Source organism: Pseudomethylobacillus aquaticus, assembly GCF_003730115.1.
GTDB lineage: Bacteria > Pseudomonadota > Gammaproteobacteria > Burkholderiales > Methylophilaceae > Pseudomethylobacillus > Pseudomethylobacillus aquaticus.
Genome location: NZ_RJVP01000003.1, coordinates 102133 through 120497 on the forward strand (window position 1 = coordinate 102133; position 18365 = coordinate 120497).

The 18365-nt window shown below is 60.7% G+C and carries 20 protein-coding genes; 4 read left to right on the forward strand and 16 right to left on the reverse strand.

From position 1 onward, the window contains the following. Positions 1-193 precede the first annotated feature (193 nt). The gene (locus tag ED236_RS06880) at positions 194-1720 is read left to right on the forward strand and encodes a helicase-related protein (protein WP_123237229.1); all 1527 of its coding nucleotides are present in this window, start codon (positions 194-196) and stop codon (positions 1718-1720) included. A 377-nt stretch (positions 1721-2097) separates the two neighbouring features. Here ED236_RS06880 and ED236_RS06885 read toward each other — a convergent pair whose 3' ends face one another. From ED236_RS06885 to ED236_RS06960, 16 genes are all read right to left on the reverse strand, one after another. Next, a complete protein-coding gene (locus tag ED236_RS06885; protein WP_123237230.1) occupies positions 2098-2670 on the reverse strand; it encodes a HupE/UreJ family protein in 573 nt (190 codons plus the stop codon). 164 nt (positions 2671-2834) lie between these two features. Beyond that, the gene (gene ureG / locus ED236_RS06890; protein WP_123237231.1) at positions 2835-3440 is read right to left on the reverse strand and encodes an urease accessory protein UreG; all 606 of its coding nucleotides are present in this window, start codon (positions 3438-3440) and stop codon (positions 2835-2837) included. 60 nt (positions 3441-3500) lie between these two features. Continuing rightward, a complete protein-coding gene (locus ED236_RS06895) occupies positions 3501-4217 on the reverse strand; it encodes an urease accessory protein UreF (RefSeq protein WP_193726074.1) in 717 nt (238 codons plus the stop codon). Then, entirely contained in the window at positions 4214-4711 is a 498-nt protein-coding gene (gene ureE, locus ED236_RS06900; RefSeq protein ID WP_123237232.1) for an urease accessory protein UreE, read from the reverse strand. The genes ED236_RS06895 and ureE overlap by 4 nt, the downstream gene beginning before the upstream one ends. A gap of 50 nt (positions 4712-4761) precedes the next feature. Then, positions 4762-6468 (reverse strand): urease subunit alpha, encoded by a 1707-nt coding sequence (gene ureC, locus ED236_RS06905; protein ID WP_123237233.1) that lies wholly within the window; start codon positions 6466-6468, stop codon positions 4762-4764. A gap of 115 nt (positions 6469-6583) precedes the next feature. Beyond that, entirely contained in the window at positions 6584-6892 is a 309-nt protein-coding gene (locus tag ED236_RS06910; RefSeq protein WP_123237440.1) for an urease subunit beta, read from the reverse strand. A 45-nt stretch (positions 6893-6937) separates the two neighbouring features. Next, positions 6938-7240: an urease subunit gamma gene (ureA, locus tag ED236_RS06915; RefSeq protein ID WP_123237234.1), complete on the reverse strand. Its 303-nt coding sequence runs from the start codon at positions 7238-7240 to the stop codon at positions 6938-6940. Positions 7241-7268: 28 nt separating this feature from the next. Then, entirely contained in the window at positions 7269-8114 is an 846-nt protein-coding gene (locus ED236_RS06920; RefSeq protein ID WP_123237235.1) for an urease accessory protein UreD, read from the reverse strand. A gap of 70 nt (positions 8115-8184) precedes the next feature. After that, a complete protein-coding gene (gene urtE / locus ED236_RS06925) occupies positions 8185-8874 on the reverse strand; it encodes an urea ABC transporter ATP-binding subunit UrtE (RefSeq protein WP_123237236.1) in 690 nt (229 codons plus the stop codon). 12 nt (positions 8875-8886) lie between these two features. Next, on the reverse strand, positions 8887-9630 hold the full coding sequence (gene urtD, locus ED236_RS06930; protein ID WP_123237237.1) for an urea ABC transporter ATP-binding protein UrtD: 744 nt from the start codon (positions 9628-9630) through the stop codon (positions 8887-8889). Further along, positions 9627-10778, reverse strand: coding sequence for an urea ABC transporter permease subunit UrtC (gene urtC, locus ED236_RS06935; RefSeq protein WP_123237238.1), 1152 nt, complete (start codon positions 10776-10778; stop codon positions 9627-9629). Before urtC ends, urtD begins: the two co-directional genes overlap by 4 nt. An 11-nt stretch (positions 10779-10789) precedes the next feature. Then, the gene (urtB, locus tag ED236_RS06940) at positions 10790-11707 is read right to left on the reverse strand and encodes an urea ABC transporter permease subunit UrtB (protein ID WP_123237441.1); all 918 of its coding nucleotides are present in this window, start codon (positions 11705-11707) and stop codon (positions 10790-10792) included. A 260-nt stretch (positions 11708-11967) separates the two neighbouring features. After that, a complete protein-coding gene (gene urtA / locus ED236_RS06945) occupies positions 11968-13212 on the reverse strand; it encodes an urea ABC transporter substrate-binding protein (protein ID WP_123237239.1) in 1245 nt (414 codons plus the stop codon). A 76-nt stretch (positions 13213-13288) separates the two neighbouring features. Next, on the reverse strand, positions 13289-13648 hold the full coding sequence (locus tag ED236_RS06950; protein WP_123237240.1) for an FmdB family zinc ribbon protein: 360 nt from the start codon (positions 13646-13648) through the stop codon (positions 13289-13291). A 16-nt stretch (positions 13649-13664) separates the two neighbouring features. Continuing rightward, a complete protein-coding gene (gene fmdA / locus ED236_RS06955; protein WP_123237241.1) occupies positions 13665-14888 on the reverse strand; it encodes a formamidase in 1224 nt (407 codons plus the stop codon). A gap of 49 nt (positions 14889-14937) precedes the next feature. Next, a complete protein-coding gene (locus tag ED236_RS06960; RefSeq protein ID WP_123237242.1) occupies positions 14938-16053 on the reverse strand; it encodes a porin in 1116 nt (371 codons plus the stop codon). Between the two features lie 206 nt (positions 16054-16259). Between ED236_RS06960 and ED236_RS06965 the strand changes: the two genes are divergently transcribed. The 3 genes from ED236_RS06965 (at position 16260) to ED236_RS06975 (ending at position 18340) form a co-directional block, all read left to right on the forward strand. Beyond that, complete coding sequence (locus ED236_RS06965; RefSeq protein ID WP_148042264.1) at positions 16260-17039, forward strand: hypothetical protein; 780 nt, start codon at positions 16260-16262, stop codon at positions 17037-17039. Between the two features lie 92 nt (positions 17040-17131). Continuing rightward, positions 17132-17704, forward strand: a complete 573-nt coding sequence (locus ED236_RS06970; RefSeq protein WP_123237244.1) for a thermonuclease family protein — start codon at positions 17132-17134, stop codon at positions 17702-17704. Positions 17705-17890: 186 nt separating this feature from the next. Beyond that, positions 17891-18340, forward strand: coding sequence for a hypothetical protein (locus tag ED236_RS06975; protein WP_123237245.1), 450 nt, complete (start codon positions 17891-17893; stop codon positions 18338-18340). The last annotated feature ends 25 nt before the right edge of the window (positions 18341-18365 follow it).

Sequence of the window (18365 nt, forward strand, 5' to 3'; positions counted from 1 at the left end):
CAGTAGCAGGGCTGCTAGTGCGCAATATCCGTACCATCAAGGCCGCAGTGAATTCCATTTCATCGAACAAACAAAGACGAACAATTCACCCACGTAAGCCGCATGCAGCATGCGCCGAGGTCAAGCAATGTCGGTTTCCAGGCCGGAGCTGGATTAGCGGACTGGATTAGAATGACAGCTCAGCTCACCTGACATGACCATGACACGCTCAACCTCTCCAGACCTCAGCTACCCAGCCAGTTTCCCGGTCGCCCGCAGCCTGGGCCGGCATCTGCATTTCCATCTGGGGCCGACCAATTCCGGCAAGACCTACCATGCCCTGCAGGTACTGCAGCAAGCCGAGTCCGGCGTGTATCTGGCGCCGTTGCGCCTGCTGGCCATGGAAGTACGTGACCGTCTGCTGGCCGCCGGGGTGCCCTGCAATCTGGTCACAGGCGAAGAGCGCCAGCTGATTCCGGGTGCGCGGCACACCGCCTGCACGGTGGAGATGATGCGGGCGGACCAGATCGTGGACGTGGCCATCATCGACGAGATCCAGATGCTGCAGGATGAAGCACGCGGCCACGCCTGGACTGCGGCACTGGTTGGCGCGCCTGCCAAACAGGTGTTCATCTGCGGCTCGGATGCGGTCACCGGCCTGTGCCTGCAAGCGGTCGAGGCCATGGGTGAGCACTACGACATCACGCGACTGGAACGCATGACGCCGCTGCATCTGGAGGAACAGGCCTTGTGCGGCGCACGCTATCGTCGCGCCTCTCTGAAGGGCAAGCTGCAAAAAGGCGATGCGGTGATCGCCTTCTCGCGCAAGGATGTGCTGACCCTGAGCGCACGACTGCGGCAATGGGGTTGGCGCGTGGCCTCCATCTACGGTGCGCTGTCGCCCGAAGTAAGGCGTACCGAATCACGGCGTTTTTCAGAAGGTGAGGCGGATATCCTGGTGGCCACCGATGCCATCGGCATGGGCTTGAACCTGCCGATACGCCGCGTAGTGTTCAGCACACTACACAAGTTCGATGGCCTGGCGAGCCGCCTGCTGGGGGCCACCGAGACGCGGCAGATCGCCGGGCGTGCCGGGCGTTATGGCCTGTACCCGACCGGCTACGTCACCGCCTTCGAGAACGACGAACTGCTGCATCTGCAGCACATGCTGACCACCTCGGACCACAGCGAGCTGCAACGTCTGCCGGTAGCGCCGGTGTGGAGCAGCATAGAACAAAGTTCGGCGCGCCTGCATACCGGCCGCATCGGTGAACTGCTGGAACGCTTCGGCGAGCGGCAGACGAAAGGGAACCTGTTCGAATATGCCAGTGCAGGGGTGCAGATCGCGCTGGGCCAGCTCATCGACCTGCATACGCCGCAACTGGATCTGGCTGACAAATTCCGCTTCGCCTGCGCGCCCGTGTCGCTGGACAAGGCACACGAACTGGATTACTTCCTGAGTTGCCTCAAGGCGGTGGCCACGCACACACGCAAATTCCTGCCCGACGATGTGGATTGGCTGGCAGGCACCGGGCCGCAGCATCTGGAGCGTGCTGAGCGCTTGAGTCAGGACATCAGCCTGTATGCCTGGCTGAGTTTCAAATATCCGGCGACGTTTGTGGACGCAGCACGTGTACCCGTCCTGCGTGCGCAGGTCAGCCGCTACATCGAGCGTGCCCTGCTGGTGCAGGCTGGCTATGGCGATATCACACGTGAGTTGATGCAGGCGGAGTTTCGGTAGCCAGCGCGACGACCAGGCTGCAATTTTAGACTCAGCGATCAAAATCGACAGCACGACTCAGCCTGACTGACTGGATTCCGGCCTACGCCGGAATGACGGATCTGGATATTCGAGATGGCCTGGGTGGCAATGATGACCTGGACGCGTAGGGCAATAAAATGGACACCCCCCCTGATGGCATCGAGATGTGCCAGCGCGTAGGGTGCACCCGCTTGCGGTGCGCCGCATTCTTGGATTCGGCGGACTGCTGAAGCGAGTCCGCCCTAGCTTTCTGCAGCTTTAGACTAAGCCATCAAAATCGATAGCACGATTCAGCCTGAACTGCCTGGATTCCGGCCTACGCCGGAATGACGGAAGAATAATCCTCATACATCCAGTCAAGCCAGCAGCATCCAGGCGCCCGCCATGGCGATGCCTGCGCCCAGCGTACGTTGCAAGGTTGCTGCCAGCGCAAAGCGCTGGTGCGCGAGCAGCAGGCCGATGCCGTGCAGCAAGCCTGTTGCCAGCAACATCCCCACCAGGGCCGCCACTTGCGCGCCCAGCTCGCCGCCGTGTGCCCAGCCATGCAGCAGCGCGAACAGGCCGACCAGGCCAAGTTGCAGCGGACGCTGCAGTGACAGGCGCATGGCAAGGATGAGTCCCAAGGCCAGCACACTGGCGGCGATGCCGCTTTCCAGACCCGGCAGAGGGCTGCCTGCCAGACCGGTCAGCGCGCCTAGCATCATCACCGCCATGAACATCAACGGCAATTGCCAGCGTGCTGCGCCGCCCAGACGCCCGGCCCACAGGCCGACCGCCAGCATGGCCAGCAGGTGATCGAGGCCACTGAAGGGGTGCAGGAAACCCGCATTGGCACTGGCCAGCACATGTCCGGGGTGTGCAAGCGCCAGCGATGGCAATACAAGCAGGCCCAGTGCCAGCGCCCAGTTGGATGGAAATGGTGTTCTCATGGTGGACCTTTCTATTGGTATTGATCGCAGCATTGCAGCTGCCAGTTTAATGCTGGCGGCTGCACGGCCCTGATAGACACGTCACAGCAGCACATGGTGATGGGCAGCGATTGCGCACTGTGCCGACCCACACGTTACATACTTGCCCTGTCATACATCGCACATCACTGCATCAAGCCCTGTTTTTCGATGAACCTGACGATAGCTTCCAGGCCATGGCCAGTCTTGAGGTTGCTGAACTGGAACGGGCGTTCGCCGCGCATGCGCCGCGCGTCACGGTCCATGACTTCCAGCGAGGCACCCACCATGGGGGCAAGATCGATCTTGTTGATCACCAGCAGATCGGACTTGGTGATGCCGGGCCCGCCCTTGCGCGGGATCTTCTCGCCCGCCGCCACGTCGATGACGTAGATGGTCAGGTCGGACAACTCGGGGCTGAAGGTGGCCGCCAGATTATCCCCACCACTCTCCACAAACACGATATCGAGCGGTGCGAAGCGTTTGCTGAGCTGCGCCACCGCTTCCAGGTTCATGGAGGCATCTTCGCGGATGGCGGTGTGCGGGCAACCGCCTGTCTCCACCCCGATGATGCGCTCCGGCACCAGCGCTTCATTGCGGGTGAGGAATTCGGCGTCTTCCTTGGTGTAGATGTCATTGGTGACCACGGCGATGTTGTACACATCGCGCAGCCGTTTACACAGCGCCAGCGTGAGCGCGGTCTTGCCTGAGCCGACCGGCCCGCCTATGCCTACGCGTAGAGGTTCTTTCATGATGAGGTCACTTTCTGGTTTGCAACAAGGTACTTAGTTGGGTCGTTGATGGCTGCCGCCTCATGAGCGGAACAGCCGCGTGTACTGGGTCTCGTGGCGACAGCCCGCGATGCTGAGTGCCGGGCAGAAATTACTGATGCCGTCATCATCGCGCTGCATGGCCGTTGCCACCAGCGCAGGCAATTCCGCGCCCAGTGCGAACAGCATCTTTTGGCCGGCCACCTGACCCAGCGGCACGGTCTTCATGGCCGCGCTGACCTGATTCTCCACCCAGGACCAGGCATAGGCCTGCATGGCCTGCGCCAGCGGAATATGCCAGTGGTAAGCCACGCCTGCGTAAATGGTCGGAAAGGCAGGCTCGGCCAGTTGCTCGAATCGCGCCAACACCGGCTCGGGCAGCGTCTGCAGCCCTTGCAGCAGGCGCACCAGCGAATAGCCCATCTGGCGGCTCTCGGCGTGTGCTTCGGCGGTATCGCGCCCGGCCTGGAAATAGGCATCCCAGTGCTGTAAAAGCGTCATATCGTCCGCCTGCCAGGCCTGATGCAAGCGCTGCAACACGGGCAGCTCGAACCCGGCCTGATAGATGTGCAGCACATCGCCTATCCAGGTTTGCGCACTGGCCAGGTCATGCACATCGCCACACTCGATGGCCCATTCCAGGCCTTGCGAATAGCTGTACGCCCCGACTGGCAGCATGGGACTGGCCAGTTGCAGCAAGCGTGTCAGCGCCAGCGGGGAGCCGATGACAGGCACAGCCTTGATGTGGGCGGCACTCATGCCGGCTTCTTCAATCGCAATATCGGCCGCAGGCTGGGGGCTTCCTCATCGCCGTGATGACGATGGCCGCTGCCGTAGGCACCGGCTTCGGGTTCGAATGGCGCCTGCCAGTCGCGCACCTGGACGCCCAGCCCATGTAGCATGTCCTTGAGCACATGGTCCTGCTCCAGCCGCAGCCAGTCCGGGCCGACCTGCAGTGGCACATGACGGTTACCGAGGTGATAGGCAGCACAGGTCAGCGCCTGTGCGCTATCGGCATACACATCCATGACCGCCTGCGGGGCCGCCTGTACTTCCACAATCATCCCGTCCTCGGCACGCAGCAGGTCACCACCGCGCAGGATGGTGCCGCGCGCGACAAACAATGCAGCTTCGCGCCCCGAGCGCAGGGTCAGGCGCAAGCGGCTCTTCTGGCGCAGGTCGAACGGCAGCGCCACCGCATCGTCGATGCGTGGCTCACTGCCAGCGGGGAGCACTTCAATCAGGTGTATCATCGCGTTTTGGCTTAATCCAGCATTGGTCAACAAGCGCTTTAATCCAGCACTCAGAACAGGAAATAACGTTGCGCCATGGGCAGCACACTGGCGGGCTCACACACTAGCAGCTCGCCATCGGCACGCACCACATAGGTTTCCGGGTCCACATCGATGACAGGCAGCGCGTCGTTGAGCACCATGTCGGTCTTTTGCACACCACGACAATCACGCACGGCCACCAGCGGTTTGTGCAACCCCAGCGCAGCAATGGCGGGGTTAGCTAGCGCAGCTTGCGACACGAAGGTGACCGAGGTATTGAGCGCCTTGCCGAAGCTGCCGAACATGGGCCGGTAATGCACGGGCTGTGGCGTGGGGATGGAGGCATTGGCATCGCCCATGGCGGCCGCCGCGATCATGCCGCCCTTGAGGATGAGGCTGGGTTTCACGCCAAAGAAGGCCGGTTTCCACAGCACCAGATCGGCCAGTTTGCCGGGGGTGATGGAGCCGACTTCATGCGAGATGCCATGCGTGATGGCCGGGTTGATGGTGTATTTGGCGATATAGCGACGTACGCGGAAGTTATCGTGCTGGGGGCTATCCTGCGGCAAAGTGCCGCGCTGCAGCTTCATCTTGTGTGCGGTCTGCCAGGTGCGGATCACCACCTCGCCCACGCGGCCCATGGCCTGCGAATCGGACGACATCATGGAGAAAGCACCGGTGTCGTGCAGGATGTCCTCCGCGGCGATGGTCTCGCGGCGGATGCGGCTCTCGGCAAAGGCGATATCCTCGGCGATGGAAGGGTCCAGGTGATGGCACACCATGAGCATGTCCAGATGCTCGTCTATGGTGTTCACCGTATAGGGGCGGGTCGGGTTGGTGGAGGACGGTAGCACGTTGAGCGAACCGATGGCCTTGATGATGTCCGGCGCATGGCCACCGCCCGCGCCTTCGGTGTGAAACGTATGGATGGTGCGGCCCTTGAACGCGGCCAGCGTGGTTTCCACAAAGCCGGATTCATTGAGCGTGTCGGAGTGTATGGCCACCTGGATGTCCATCTCGTCGGCCACGGTGAGGCAGTTGTCGATGGCGGCAGGCGTGGTGCCCCAGTCTTCATGCAATTTAAGGCCGATCACACCGGCTTCCACCTGCTCACGCAGCGGTTCCGGCAGGCTGGCATTGCCCTTGCCGAAAAAGCCCATGTTCATGGGGAAGGCTTCAGCAGCCTGCAACATGCGGTGGATGTGCCAGGGGCCGGGCGTACAGGTGGTGGCATAGGTGCCGGTGGCCGGACCAGTGCCGCCACCCAGCATGGTGGTCACGCCGGACATCAGCGCTTCTTCGATCTGTTGCGGGCAGATCCAGTGGATATGGCTGTCGATGCCACCGGCAGTGAGTATCATGCCTTCGCCCGCGATCACCTCGCTACCCGCGCCCACCGGGATGGTCACGCCGGGCTGGATATCCGGGTTGCCGCCCTTGCCTATCTTCCAGATGCGGCCGTTCTTGAGACCCACATCGGCTTTGATGATGCCGAGTTCGGCGTCGATGATGAGGGCGTTGGTGATGATGGTATCGGCCACTTCAGCCGCCAGACCCTGACCCTGACCCATGCCGTCGCGGATGACCTTGCCGCCGCCGAATTTCACTTCCTCGCCGTAGATGGTGTAGTCCTGCTCCACCTGCACCCACAGCTCGGTGTCGGCCAGGCGCAAACGGTCGCCCACGGTGGGGCCGAACATCTCGGCATAGGCTTGTCGACTGATCTTGACGCTCATAAACGCACTCCAGCACTTGCGAACTTCACTCGATCACTACCTACTTCTAGATCGCTCATTCGAGCGCTGCTCAACCCTGCCGCACTCCTTCGAGCGCTGCTCACTTCCGCCGCACTCACTCGAGTGCTCCCATGACCCGACCGGCAAAGCCATATACCTTGCGGGCACCAGCCAGCGCCACCAGTTGCACGGTGCGGGTCTGGCCGGGCTCGAAGCGCACGGCGGTACCGGCAGCGATATCCAGCCGGAAGCCATAGGCAAGCGCACGATCGAACGCCAGCGCGTCGTTGGTCTCGAAAAAGTGGTAATGCGAACCGACCTGGATAGGCCGGTCGCCGGTGTTGGCCACGGCCAGCGTCACGGTGGCGCGCCCGGCATTGAGTTCGATCTCGCCCGGTGCGGCCTGCAGTTCGCCGGGGGTGATGTTTGTTGTGGTACTGGCAGTATGGGCTGACGTCATGCGGCCTCCTTACACGATAGGGTTGTGCACGGTCACCAGCTTGGTGCCGTCGGGGAAAGTGGCTTCCACCTGGATCTCGGGGATCATCTCGGCCACGCCGATCATCACGTCTTCACGTGTCAGCAGGGTCGCGCCATCGCCCATCAGTTCAGCCACGGTGCGCCCGTCACGGGCGCCTTCCATGATGGCAGCCGAGATATAAGCCACCGCTTCCGGGTAGTTCAGCTTGAGGCCGCGTGCACGCCTGCGCTCGGCCAGCAAAGCGGCCGTGAACAGCAGCAGCTTGTCTTTTTCACGTGGGGTGAGTTCCATAAACCGTCTTGTGCTCCTTCATGCTGACTCAGGTGTTCCATACGCGTGGTGCCAAAGCGGCGCGTGCTGCATACCAGGGACGCAGCACCTGACGCAGCGCTTCAAAATAACGGCGTGCCTGGCTCGCAGAGTGTCCCAGGTAGCGCACCGCCAGCACGTTCTGCACCACGCTGACGCCATGCCATGCACCCGCATCGGGCACGATCTCGCGGCAGGTGTCGATCAAGGCGGCAGGTACGGCACCGGCCGCCACCACAAAATTGCCCACCACCGGGCAGCCACGCAAACCGGCCACCGACTGCATGCACAGCGCATCCGGCTCTAGTTGACTGCGTTCCTGCCACAACAGCCTTTCTTCGCGCTGCAAGGTCAGGCGCTGTCCGAGCACACCGCGTTGCCAGTGTTCGCCACTGGCCTGACGCCCGAAACAGAGGATGTCCCAACCTGCGTACACTGCCGTTGCGCTCAGCTGCATACGACTGTTCCAAGCAACTTCAGCGCCATCGAACAGGATGTTCTCCTGTGGCAGCCATTCCAGCACTGCGCCATCCGCCACCTCGAACTGCAGGGACTGACTGGCAAGACGCCCTCCGGATTTGTACCACTTGCCTGCACCAGGCGTGGTCAGCAGCGCGTGCGCGGAGCTAGCCAGCTGCACTTGCAGACTGAGCTGATCGCCGCCCACCACACCCCCTGGCGGGTGCACGATGATGGCGTGACAGACGGCATCGCCTTCCGGATAGAGCGGCTTTTGCACCACCAGCGGGCCGCGATGCGCACGTCTGGCCAGCAAGCTGCGGCCCATGCGCTGCTCGAATTGCAGCTTGAGCTCCGCCTGCCAGCCGCCGGGCGTCGTCGCCTGCATTGATGTCATGGGCACGTCACTTGCGCCAATGCCATACGCACTTCACCTGCGTCAATGTCATGCGCACCTAAGCTGCCACTTAAACAGACAGATAGCCTTTGATCTTGGCGGCGTCCACGTTGTCGCGCAGGTCTTCGTGGATGAAGGTGCCCTTGTCGATGACGATGATGCGGTCGGCGATGTCCATGGTGAAACTCAGCACCTGCTCCGACACGATGATGGTGATCTCGCGCATCTTGCGGATCTCGTTGAGCACCCTGGCGATGTCCTTGATGATGGACGGCTGTATGCCCTCGGTAGGCTCATCCAGCAGCAGCACCTTGGGGTTGGTGACCAGCGCGCGTGCGATGGCCAGTTGTTGTTGCTGACCGCCGGACAGGTTGCCGCCCTTGCGGTGGCGCATCTCGTGCAGCACCGGGAACAGGGCGAAGATGTCTTCCGGGATCTCGCGTGATTTGGATTTCTCCAGCCCGGTCTCGATGTTCTCCTGCACCGTCATGTTGGGGAAGATCATGCGGCCCTGCGGCACATAAGCCAGCCCGCTGGCCACACGCTGATAGCTGTCGGCACCATTCAGATCCACGCCATCCACCACCGCCTTGCTGCTGGTGCTGGGCAGGATGCCCATCAGGGATTTGAACAAGGTGGTCTTGCCCATGCCGTTACGGCCCATGATGGCCAGCGTTTCGTTCTTGTTCGCCTTGAAGCTGAGGCCGTGGATCACGCGGCTCTGGCCATAGCTGACGTTCAGGTTTTCGATTTCAAACATGTGATGACCCTCTCAGTGACCCAGATAGACTTCGATGACCTTCTCGTTCGCCTGCACCTTGTCCATGGGATCTTCAGCAAGAATCTTGCCTTGATGCAGCACGGTCACCTTGTGGGCGATTTTTTTGACGAACTCCATGTCGTGTTCGATCACGATCACCGAGCGGTTCTTGCAGATCCGGTTGAGCAGGTCGGCGGTCTGGTCGCGCTCCTTGGCGCTCATGCCGGCCACCGGTTCGTCCAGCATCAACAGTTCCGGGTCCTGCATCAGCAGCATGCCGATCTCCAGCCATTGTTTCTGGCCGTGACTGAGCAAAGCGGCTTCCATGTCCAGCGCATCGCTGAGCAGGATCTCGGCGGCCACTTCGCGCACCCGGTTCTCCACTTCCGCGGTCTGCTTGAAGAACAGGCTGCCGAACACGCCACGCCCCTTGGGGTAGGACACTTCCAGATTCTGATACACGCTGAGGTTCTCGTAGATGGACGGCGTCTGGAACTTGCGCCCCACACCGGCCCGCACGATCTCGTGCTCGGAAAGTTTGGTCAGCTCCTGGTTCTTGAACTTGATCGAGCCCGAGGTGGATTTGGTCTTGCCGCAGATCAGGTCCAGCACGGTGGTCTTGCCGGCACCGTTAGGGCCGATCACCACGCGCAGTTCGTTCTTGTCGATATACATGGTCAACTTGTCGACCGCCTTGAAGCCATCGAACGAGACCGTGAGGTCTTCCACTGCCAGCACAAAGTCGGTGATGCTCATGCTTTTGCTCCCTGTGTATTGCTGTCAGCACTGGTGTTGTCTGCCTTGCCCTTGCCTTCCATGATGCGGCGGATGAAGCCCACCCGTTTGGCATACTTGTCCCACACACCGGCCAGGCCGTTAGGGAAGAACATCACCACGGCAATGAACAAACTGCCCATCAGGAACAGCCACAGTTCCGGGTAGGTTTCCGAGAACATGGTCTTGCCGAAGTTGACCAGCAGGGTGCCGTACACCGCACCGATCAGCGACATGCGCCCGCCCACGGCGGCGAAGATCACCATTTCGATGGAAGGCACGATGCCCACGAAGGACGGTGACATGAAACCCACCTGCAGCGTGAACATCGCGCCACCTACCGCCGAGATCAGCGCTGACACGCAGAAGATGAAGATCTTGAAGTTGGATACGTCATAACCGGAGAAGCGCACACGCTCCTCTTTGTCGCGCATGGCCAACAGCAGCATGCCGAACTTGCTGGACAGGATGTAGCGCGACAGCAGGATGCTGCCGATCAGCAGCAAGGCGTTGACGTAGTAGAGCATGTACTTGGCGCCGTCGTTGCGGATGTCCCAGCCCAGCATGGTCTTGAGGTCGGTGATGCCGTTGACGCCACCGGTATAGCCCTGCTGACCGACGATGAGGATGCTCAGGATCAGCGCGATGGCCTGGGTGATGATGGCGAAATACACGCCGCCCACGCGCCGTTTGAACATGGCAAACCCGATGATGAAGGCAAACAGCGCCGGGATGGTAAGGATGGCCAGAATGGTGAATGGCAGGCTGTTGAACGGCTCCCAGAACCAGGGCAAGGCAGTCAGCTGGTTCCAGTCCATGAAGTCCGGGATGCCGGGTGTGGTCTGGATCTTGGTGCTGATCGGGTCCGAGGCTTCCAGCTTGAGGAACATCGCCATCAGGTAACCCCCCAGGCCGAAGAAAATGCCCTGCCCCAGGCTCAGAATACCGCCATTGCCCCACAACAACACCAGACTGACCGCCACGAAGGCATACGTGGTGTACTTGCCTACCAGCCCCAGCCGGAACAGGTCCAGCGACAAGGGGAGTATCACCAGGATCAGCAGGGCCAGCACGGCCAGGCCGATGGCGCCCTCCCTGCCGCCCAGAATCTTGCTCATGGTTACCGTCATACGATCTCTCCTTATTTGCGAAGCTTGGATGCGAACAGGCCTTCAGGGCGCATCATCAGGATGCCGACGATCACCATCAGTGTGGCGACCTTGCCCATGGAGCTGGTCATGAAGAACTGGAGGATCGATTGCGCCTGGGCGATGCCGAAGGCAGACGCGATGGTACCCAACAGGCTGGCGGCGCCACCGAACACCACCACCATGAAGCTGTCCACGATATACAGAGAACCGGTGGTCGGCCCGGTAGAGGCGATGGTGGTGAACGCTGCACCGGCCACACCGGCAATGCCGCAACCGAGGGCGAAAGTCACCCGGTCCACCTTCTTGGTGTTGATGCCCACGGCACCGGCCATGATGCGGTTCTGCACCGTGGCGCGCATGCGCAGGCCCCAGCGTGAGCGGAACATGAAGATGTACACACCGACCGTGACCACTGCGGCCAGTACCAGCACGAACACACCGTTGATGGGGATATCGATATCGGGCGTAGGCTGGAACGAACCCAGCAGCCAGTCCGGCAGCGTAGCGCTGACTTCCTTGGCCCCGAAGATGGAACGGAAGGTCTGCTGCATGATGAGGCTCAAGCCCCAGGTCGCGAGCAGCGTGTCCAGTGGACGTTTATACAGATGCCGGATCAGGCCGTATTCGACCAGATAACCGACAATGAAGGCGACGATGAATGCCGCCACAATGGCGAAGATGAAGTAGTAGCTGACGATGTCATAGCTCACCGCCACTTGCGAGAACAAGACCGTGGTGTAGGCGCCCAGCGCCATGAATTCACCATGGGCCATATTGATGACCCCCATCTGGCCGAAGATGACAGCCAGGCCGAGTGCCATCAGCAGCAGGACACTGAACAGGCTGATGCCGGAAAACCCTTGCATCACCACGATATTGCCTATTTCTGCCATTGAATAATCGAACATCATCCGACCCCTTGCATTTGACTCTTGCGTTAACTATGGGAACCCGCATGCGCGTACAAACTCACGCTTGTAGCCATGATTAGTAGTACGTTCAGTGGTGTATCTGGTTGGCACTACACGGCAACCCTTGCGGGTTGCCGTCAGGCCTGGTTGATAAACGCTATCCATTGCTCGACTTGTGACTGCTCAGGCTGTAACGGATAACGCTGCGCTTGTTTCTAAAGCTTTAGCTTCTAAAGCCTTACTTGATACGATGGCTATTATTGATAACCCTTTGGGAACGGATCCGGTGCGATCAGCTCGGACTCGAATACCACGTCGGCCTGACCATCGGTACGCCACTTGCCGATACGCAGCTTGCTCCACAGGTGATGGTTGGCATCGACCTTGACGTAGCCTTCTGGCGCATCCTTGAACTCATAGCCAGGCAATGCAGCAGCCACCTTGTCCACATCGAAGCTACCGGCACGCTCTACTGCAGCTTTCCACAACCATGGGCCCAGATAAGCGGCTTGGGTCACATCACCGATCACGGATTTAGGCCCCCACATCTTCTTGAACTCGGCAACGAATTTCTCGTTGCTTGGGTTCTTCTGGCTCTGGAAGTACTTCATTGCCGAGTAGAAGCCGGCCAGGTTCTCACCACCGATACCCAGCACTTCGTCCTCGGTCACCGAGATGGTCAGCATGGTCTGCTTGCTGGAGTTCAAACCAGCGGCGTTCAGCTGCTTGAACCAGGCCACGTTACTGCCACCCACCACAGCCGCGTAGATCACATCCGGCTTCTTCAGCTTGATCTTGTTGATGACGGAACCAAATTGCGTGTCACCCAGTGCGATGTACTCTTCACCCACCACCTTGCCACCCAGATGCTGCTCGATGTGTTTACGGGCGATCTTCATGGAGGTACGTGGCCAGATGTAGTCAGAACCGATCAGGTAAAAGGTTTTGGCTTTCTTTTCCTTGGCGATCCAGTCCAGACCAGCAAGGATCTGCTGGGTGGCTTCCTGGCCGGTGTAGAACACGTTCTTGGATTGCTCCAGGCCTTCATAGAAGGTCGGGTAGAACAGCAGACCGTTTTCCTTTTCGAACACCGGCAGCGCCGCCTTGCGTGAGGCCGAGGTCCAGCAGCCGAACACGGTGGCGACCTTGTCGTTCACCAGCAGCTTCTTGGACTTTTCCGCGAAGGTAGGCCAGTCACTGGCGCCATCTTCCTGGATCACTTCGATCTTGCGACCCAGCACACCGCCCATGGCGTTGATCTGGGCGATGGCCAGCTTCTCGGCCTGGATGGAACCGGTTTCACTGATGGCCATGGTGCCGGTGGCCGAGTGCAGGATACCGACCTTGACGGTCTTGTCCGTCACAGCCAGCTTGGTGGTGTTGACCTTGGCAGTCGGGAAATCAGCGGCCATGGAAGGCGCGCTCATGATCCCGGCTGTCAGCAGTGCGCCCACCAGGGCGCCCATGCCAGTCATGAATCGACGTCGGTTAAAGTATGTCATCAGATTTCTCCTGGTAAAAAAAGGGGTAGCGCGTGTTGCTTAGCGAGCGTGGCGATCCACGCCGTGGATGGGCGGCCTAATGGCCCAGCATCCATGGACGTGCGGTCTTTTTGGTTTGCATCTTCAATAAGCTTCCTTTCTGTTTGGCGGGCGCACTGGTGTTGCTGGCTTGCGTATCCGCGGCCGGTTTGCAGGTGTGACCACCGGTGCAACCACAGCTGGAACGGCGCGCAGCGCGCGGTGCATGTGCAGATTTCTCGTTGCGTTCATGGGCGATACGACTGGCCTTATCCAGCACCGCGAGGCGCGGTGCGGACTGGATGCGCTGGCCCAGGTCGCCACAGAATTCGCATGGCGCAGGGTCCTGCGACTCGCTCATCTTGCGCAGCGCCGTGAAGGTGCCGCAGTGCGCGCATTCATACTCGTAAAGTGGCATGTGGTCGCTCCCGTGCTCAGCTCGTGGACGCCATGTCGGCACCCGGGGTCACCAGTTTCAGTGGCCCGTCGGCATTGGGTTTGAGGTCGAAATCGAAGATCTCGGTGGGCAGCCACAAGGTGGCGCAGGCATTGGGGATATCCACCACCCCGCTGATATGCCCTTCCACCGGCGCCGTGCCGAGGATGGACAAGGCCTGTGCACCGCTGTAGCCAAACTTCTTGAGATATTCGATGGCGTTCAGGCAAGCCTGGCGGTAGGCCACATGCACGTCCAGGTAATGCTGCTTGCCCTGCTCGTCCACCGAGATGCCCTCGAAGATCAGGTAATCGCGGTAGTTGGGGGTGAGCGGGCTGGGCTGGAACACCGGGTTCTTGATGCCGTACTTCTTGACGCCGTCCTTGATGAGGCTGACCTTGATGTCCAGATAACCGGCCATCTCGATGGCGCCACAGAAGGTGATCTCGCCGTCGCCCTGCGAGAAGTGCAGGTCACCCATGGACAAGCCGCCGTCCTTGACGTACACCGGGAAGAACACCTTGGAACCCTTGGTCAGGTTCTTGATGTCACAGTTGCCGCCGTGATCGCGTGGTGGCACGGTGCGCGCACCTTCCATCGCAGCGGCCTTGGCCGCCTCGCCTGACATGCGGCCCATGACCGCTGCGGTGGCATTGGGTGGCAGGCCCAGCGGTGGCACCCGTTCCGGGTCGGTGGCGATCAACTCCGCCTCGCGCTTGTTCCAGCTGTCCAGCAGCTCACGTGAAGGCAGACAGCCGATCAGACCCGGGTGCATGATGCCGGCGAACTTCACATTCGGCACATGACGCGAGGTGGTGTAGATACCATGAAAATCCCAGATCGATTTGCGTGCCTCCGGGAAATGGTCGGTCAGGAAACCACCGCCGTTTTCCTTGGCAAACAGGCCGTTGAAGCCCCATTGCGAGTCATCAAAGGTGCCGACATCGAGAATATCGACCACCATCAGGTCGCCAGGCTCGGCGCCCTCGACCCCGATAGGGCCGCTCAGGTAGTGCACCTGCAGCAGATCCACATCGCGTACGTCGTTGGCACTGTCATCGTTCTTGATCTGGCCGCCGGTCCAGTCCATGCACTCGACGCGGAACTCATCGCCGGGCTTGACCATGGCAATCATCGGAATGTCCGGGTGCCAGCGGTTGTGTATCTGTCCGTCCTGTTCCCAGGGCTTTTTGTCCAGATCGAGTTTCACCAGGGTTTTCATGCATCCACCTCCTGTGTTGAAGTCAAATAGTTAAGATTGCAGCCAGGCTCTAGAACTGCAGCTGTACGCCCACGATGAACTTGTCCACTTCCTTGCCCGTGGTCTGCTCCACCTTGCTGTAGGTTGCAGCGAGCTTGGCGTTGAAGCCGTCGATCACGTAATTGAGGCCAAAGTCATACTGCTTCTTGTCGGCCGCCAGCACCGGATTGTCATCGCGGTCGAATTTCTGATAACGGACATGCGGCTGGAATCTGCCCCAGCCGAAGACTTCATTGAAGATGTAACCCAGGCCAAGCAGGTAGGCGGTGCCGTCCTCGGACTTGATGACGCCGTCGGTGTCGTACTTGTAGTAAGCGCCTTCAGCCGTGACCGCGCCTGGGCCTGCCTTCTTTTCCATCAAGCCATCCAGGTTCCAGCCGGTGTAATCGCCGGTGCTGGTGGCACTCACTGCCCCATCCTTCTGGTATTGCGCGGCTACACCGACGGACAGCACATCGGCTGCGCCAAAGGTGGTGCTGCCGGTGTAGAAGGCTGGCGCGCCGTTCGGCGTCCAGAAGTCATACTGCAAGCGGGCTGCGACCAGCGGCTGATCCGAGGTGCCAGGGGTGGTGCCGACACGGGTGCCGACGTTGTGGCCTTCGAACGCGCCCAGGTTATAGATCAGGCGGCTATCCAGCAGCTTGCCCCAAACGGCCGCACCGTCATCGCGGCCTGTGGTTCTGCTTGGGTAGCGCGACACGATACCTGGGTAGGAGAACGGCAGCAGGTAGTAAGGGCCATTCAGGTTGGAACGGTCACTGGCTGGCAGCATGCGGCCCGCCCAGATATTGAACTCAGGCATGAACTCGAACTGCGCGATGGCATCGATGACCCCGATCGATTCATCGGCTTTCTTTTCGGTGTTGAAGGTGCCCTTGATGTACTTGTTGAGCGAAGCGTTCATGTACAGACGCACACTGTCCAGCGCGAAGTCGTTACTGTTGGAACTGCCGTTGGTGGCGCCGTCCTCGGTACTGGTGAAAGTGGAGCGTATGCCCAGACCGACCGACACCGATTTATCTTCACCGAAGGTGATGGTGCCGGCGGCCTGCGCCAACGGTGCTGCCATGCCTATGGTGCTGGCAACAGCAGCGAGCAAAGCGGATTTCCTTAACGTCTGTTTCATGTCACACCCCTTTGTCATAGTCAAAAATCAAAAAATCTGCAAAATCTGGAAGCTGCCAGTCATGTGAGGCTGGTGGTCTGTGTGCAGCTAGATTAGCGAGCGGGGGTGGTGACTCAAATACGTCAAATTGCGTAAGTCATGCCGCGGAAGCGCGGCGCGAACTGTGCTAACTTGGCTGCAGCAACCACTTCATGGAGCTTGTGCCTATGTCTGCCATCCTTGCCCGCGATGCCTGTGCTTACGCCCGCGTAGTCAGCCGCGCAGTCGCAGCGATTTCCCACCGTACGGCGTCGCGCATACCTGGCCGCGCGGTAGCGCTATCAGTCGGTCGCGCACTAGCGCTGGTAAGCGCCGTGCTGTGCCTGCAACTCGCCGCCTGTGGCGAGTTCTCCTACAAACGCGGGGCCAGTGCCGGGGATCTGCAGCAAGCAAAAAGCCGTTGTGAACGCCTATACACACAATCAGCCACACAGGCCGCCGAGGTGGAACGTTGCCTGGCCGCCGAAGGGTGGGTAGTGAAGGATTTTGATAAGGACGATCCGGTGCTATCGGTGATGTTCACCGATAACCAGCGTGCGCCGGGGCCGGTAACCAGCTATGAGCGCCGTGAGGCCGATATCCCGGCCCGGCCCGCTACCAGCCCGGCCTCGGAACCCGGCGATCTGGCAGCCAGCGATCCTGCATCCAGTAACCCTGGCAAAGCGCAGACCGCTGCCGATAGCGCGACCACGCTGGCGACGCCAGCAGCGCCAGCAACGCCATCTGCGCCCGCCGCCGCTCCAGCGCCCAAAGACCCGCTGGATATCTTTCTGATCAGCTCCTGGTGGAAAGTGGGCGGTGGGCCGGACGCCTTGAAGGCTGACACCGATGCCTGCGTCACGACATTGGGTGAGGCGCATCGCCCCGACCGAACCACGCTCAAGACCACACGCGGCCTGCTGCTGTGCATGCGTGATCGCGGCTGGCGGGCACTGCAGGCCAAATAGGCTGCTACAGCCAACGCCCAAGGGCTGGCGATCACGCGCGTCAGCCGGTCTGCGGTGTGACCACAGGGCGGGAATTGCGCTACCATCCGGGCATGCCAGCGATTTCACACCAGCACCCGCACATCAGGCCGGGATACGCCCTGTTACTCACTACGCTCGCTGCCCTGCCCTGGATGGCTTCCATGGCACTGGCCGACAGCACGCTGGATGCACGCGTGCTACGCGTCCACGATGGTGACACCATCACCGTGCAAGCCGCCGATGGCGCGAAACTGAAAGTGCGCCTGATCGGCATCGATACGCCTGAACTGCATCAGACCTGCGGCAAGCGTGCGCGTGAGCGTCTGTACACCCTGGTGCAGGGACGCACGGTCAGCCTGCAATGTGCCAGGCAGGACCGCTATCAGCGTCAGTTGTGCACGGTGTATGCCGGGCAGCAGGACATCAACCTGCAGCTGCTGGCGGAAGGTCTGGCCTGGCACTATGCACAATCCCGCGAGCTGTCGCCGGAATTGCATGGTGACTATGCCGCCAGCGAACGCGCGGCGCGTGCTGCCGGTCTGGGCCTGTGGCAGCAGGACGAACCACTGCCGCCCTGGCAATACCGTGCCTTGCAACGGCAGGGCGGCACTCCGCCGGCCGCTCTCCACAATGCCTGTGGGTAAGTTTGTGGTCAGCCTGGGTACAGATGACTTAACACGCTGTCCTGTATCCGGAATGACGATACGGTGAAATTTTGAGCACGCGCGCGCGTGCGTTGCGGTTTGCTACACTGACAGAAAATGTCAAGTCAAGATCTGAACGGCAAGGTCAGGCCACTGGTCTGAGCCTCACATCCCGGGAGAAGCTGCATGAAGAAACTGGCTGTTGTGGTGGCAGTGATCGTGTCCGTGTATCTGGGCATGCACTATTTTGGCTCGATGCAGGATGGCAGCAAGGACAGCGCCACCCTGGACCATGCTCTGGTCACGGCCATCGACCACTGCCGCGATATCAGTGTACGGGCCACGGCCAGCCGCACCGCCATCGTGGAGTTCCAGCGTCTGGAGATCGCTGGTGTGCAAGCCTCGTCCTTCCAGCGCTGCATGCAGGACCAGGGCTATCAGCAGAACCCGGACTGGCTGCAACAGGCACGCCAACAGCGGAGCGCAAACGCCGGATCAGCCCCCTCGGAAGCACTCTCCGACGAAGCCGCATTGGAGGCGATGCGCCGCGAGCACATGAACAGCGTGACCCTGCTGCAAGGCCTGCCCAGCTACTGGCGCAAGGCCAGCGGCACGACGACGCCCGCGGCTAAATAAGCCCGGCCAGCACGCGGCTCTTGCC

Bases quoted from the DNA above. Each gene is read 5' to 3' on its own strand.
- ED236_RS06960 (WP_123237242.1), bottom strand. From the start codon at position 16,053: ATGAAACAGACGTTAAGGAAATCCGCTTTGCTCGCTGCTGTTGCCAGC.
- ED236_RS06970 (WP_123237244.1), top strand. From the start codon at position 17,132: ATGCCAGCGATTTCACACCAGCACCCGCACATCAGGCCGGGATACGCC.
- ED236_RS06895 (WP_193726074.1), bottom strand. From the start codon at position 4,217: ATGAGTGCCGCCCACATCAAGGCTGTGCCTGTCATCGGCTCCCCGCTG.
- ureC (WP_123237233.1), bottom strand. From the start codon at position 6,468: ATGAGCGTCAAGATCAGTCGACAAGCCTATGCCGAGATGTTCGGCCCC.
- ureA (WP_123237234.1), bottom strand. From the start codon at position 7,240: ATGGAACTCACCCCACGTGAAAAAGACAAGCTGCTGCTGTTCACGGCC.
- fmdA (WP_123237241.1), bottom strand. From the start codon at position 14,888: ATGAAAACCCTGGTGAAACTCGATCTGGACAAAAAGCCCTGGGAACAG.
- ED236_RS06975 (WP_123237245.1), top strand. From the start codon at position 17,891: ATGAAGAAACTGGCTGTTGTGGTGGCAGTGATCGTGTCCGTGTATCTG.
- ED236_RS06885 (WP_123237230.1), bottom strand. From the start codon at position 2,670: ATGAGAACACCATTTCCATCCAACTGGGCGCTGGCACTGGGCCTGCTT.
- urtA (WP_123237239.1), bottom strand. From the start codon at position 13,212: ATGACATACTTTAACCGACGTCGATTCATGACTGGCATGGGCGCCCTG.
- ED236_RS06880 (WP_123237229.1), top strand. From the start codon at position 194: ATGACCATGACACGCTCAACCTCTCCAGACCTCAGCTACCCAGCCAGT.
- ED236_RS06920 (WP_123237235.1), bottom strand. From the start codon at position 8,114: ATGACATCAATGCAGGCGACGACGCCCGGCGGCTGGCAGGCGGAGCTC.
- urtD (WP_123237237.1), bottom strand. From the start codon at position 9,630: ATGAGCATCACCGACTTTGTGCTGGCAGTGGAAGACCTCACGGTCTCG.
- ureE (WP_123237232.1), bottom strand. From the start codon at position 4,711: ATGATACACCTGATTGAAGTGCTCCCCGCTGGCAGTGAGCCACGCATC.
- ureG (WP_123237231.1), bottom strand. From the start codon at position 3,440: ATGAAAGAACCTCTACGCGTAGGCATAGGCGGGCCGGTCGGCTCAGGC.
- urtB (WP_123237441.1), bottom strand. From the start codon at position 11,707: ATGTTCGATTATTCAATGGCAGAAATAGGCAATATCGTGGTGATGCAA.
- urtE (WP_123237236.1), bottom strand. From the start codon at position 8,874: ATGTTTGAAATCGAAAACCTGAACGTCAGCTATGGCCAGAGCCGCGTG.
- urtC (WP_123237238.1), bottom strand. From the start codon at position 10,778: ATGACGGTAACCATGAGCAAGATTCTGGGCGGCAGGGAGGGCGCCATC.
- ED236_RS06950 (WP_123237240.1), bottom strand. From the start codon at position 13,648: ATGCCACTTTACGAGTATGAATGCGCGCACTGCGGCACCTTCACGGCG.
- ED236_RS06965 (WP_148042264.1), top strand. From the start codon at position 16,260: ATGTCTGCCATCCTTGCCCGCGATGCCTGTGCTTACGCCCGCGTAGTC.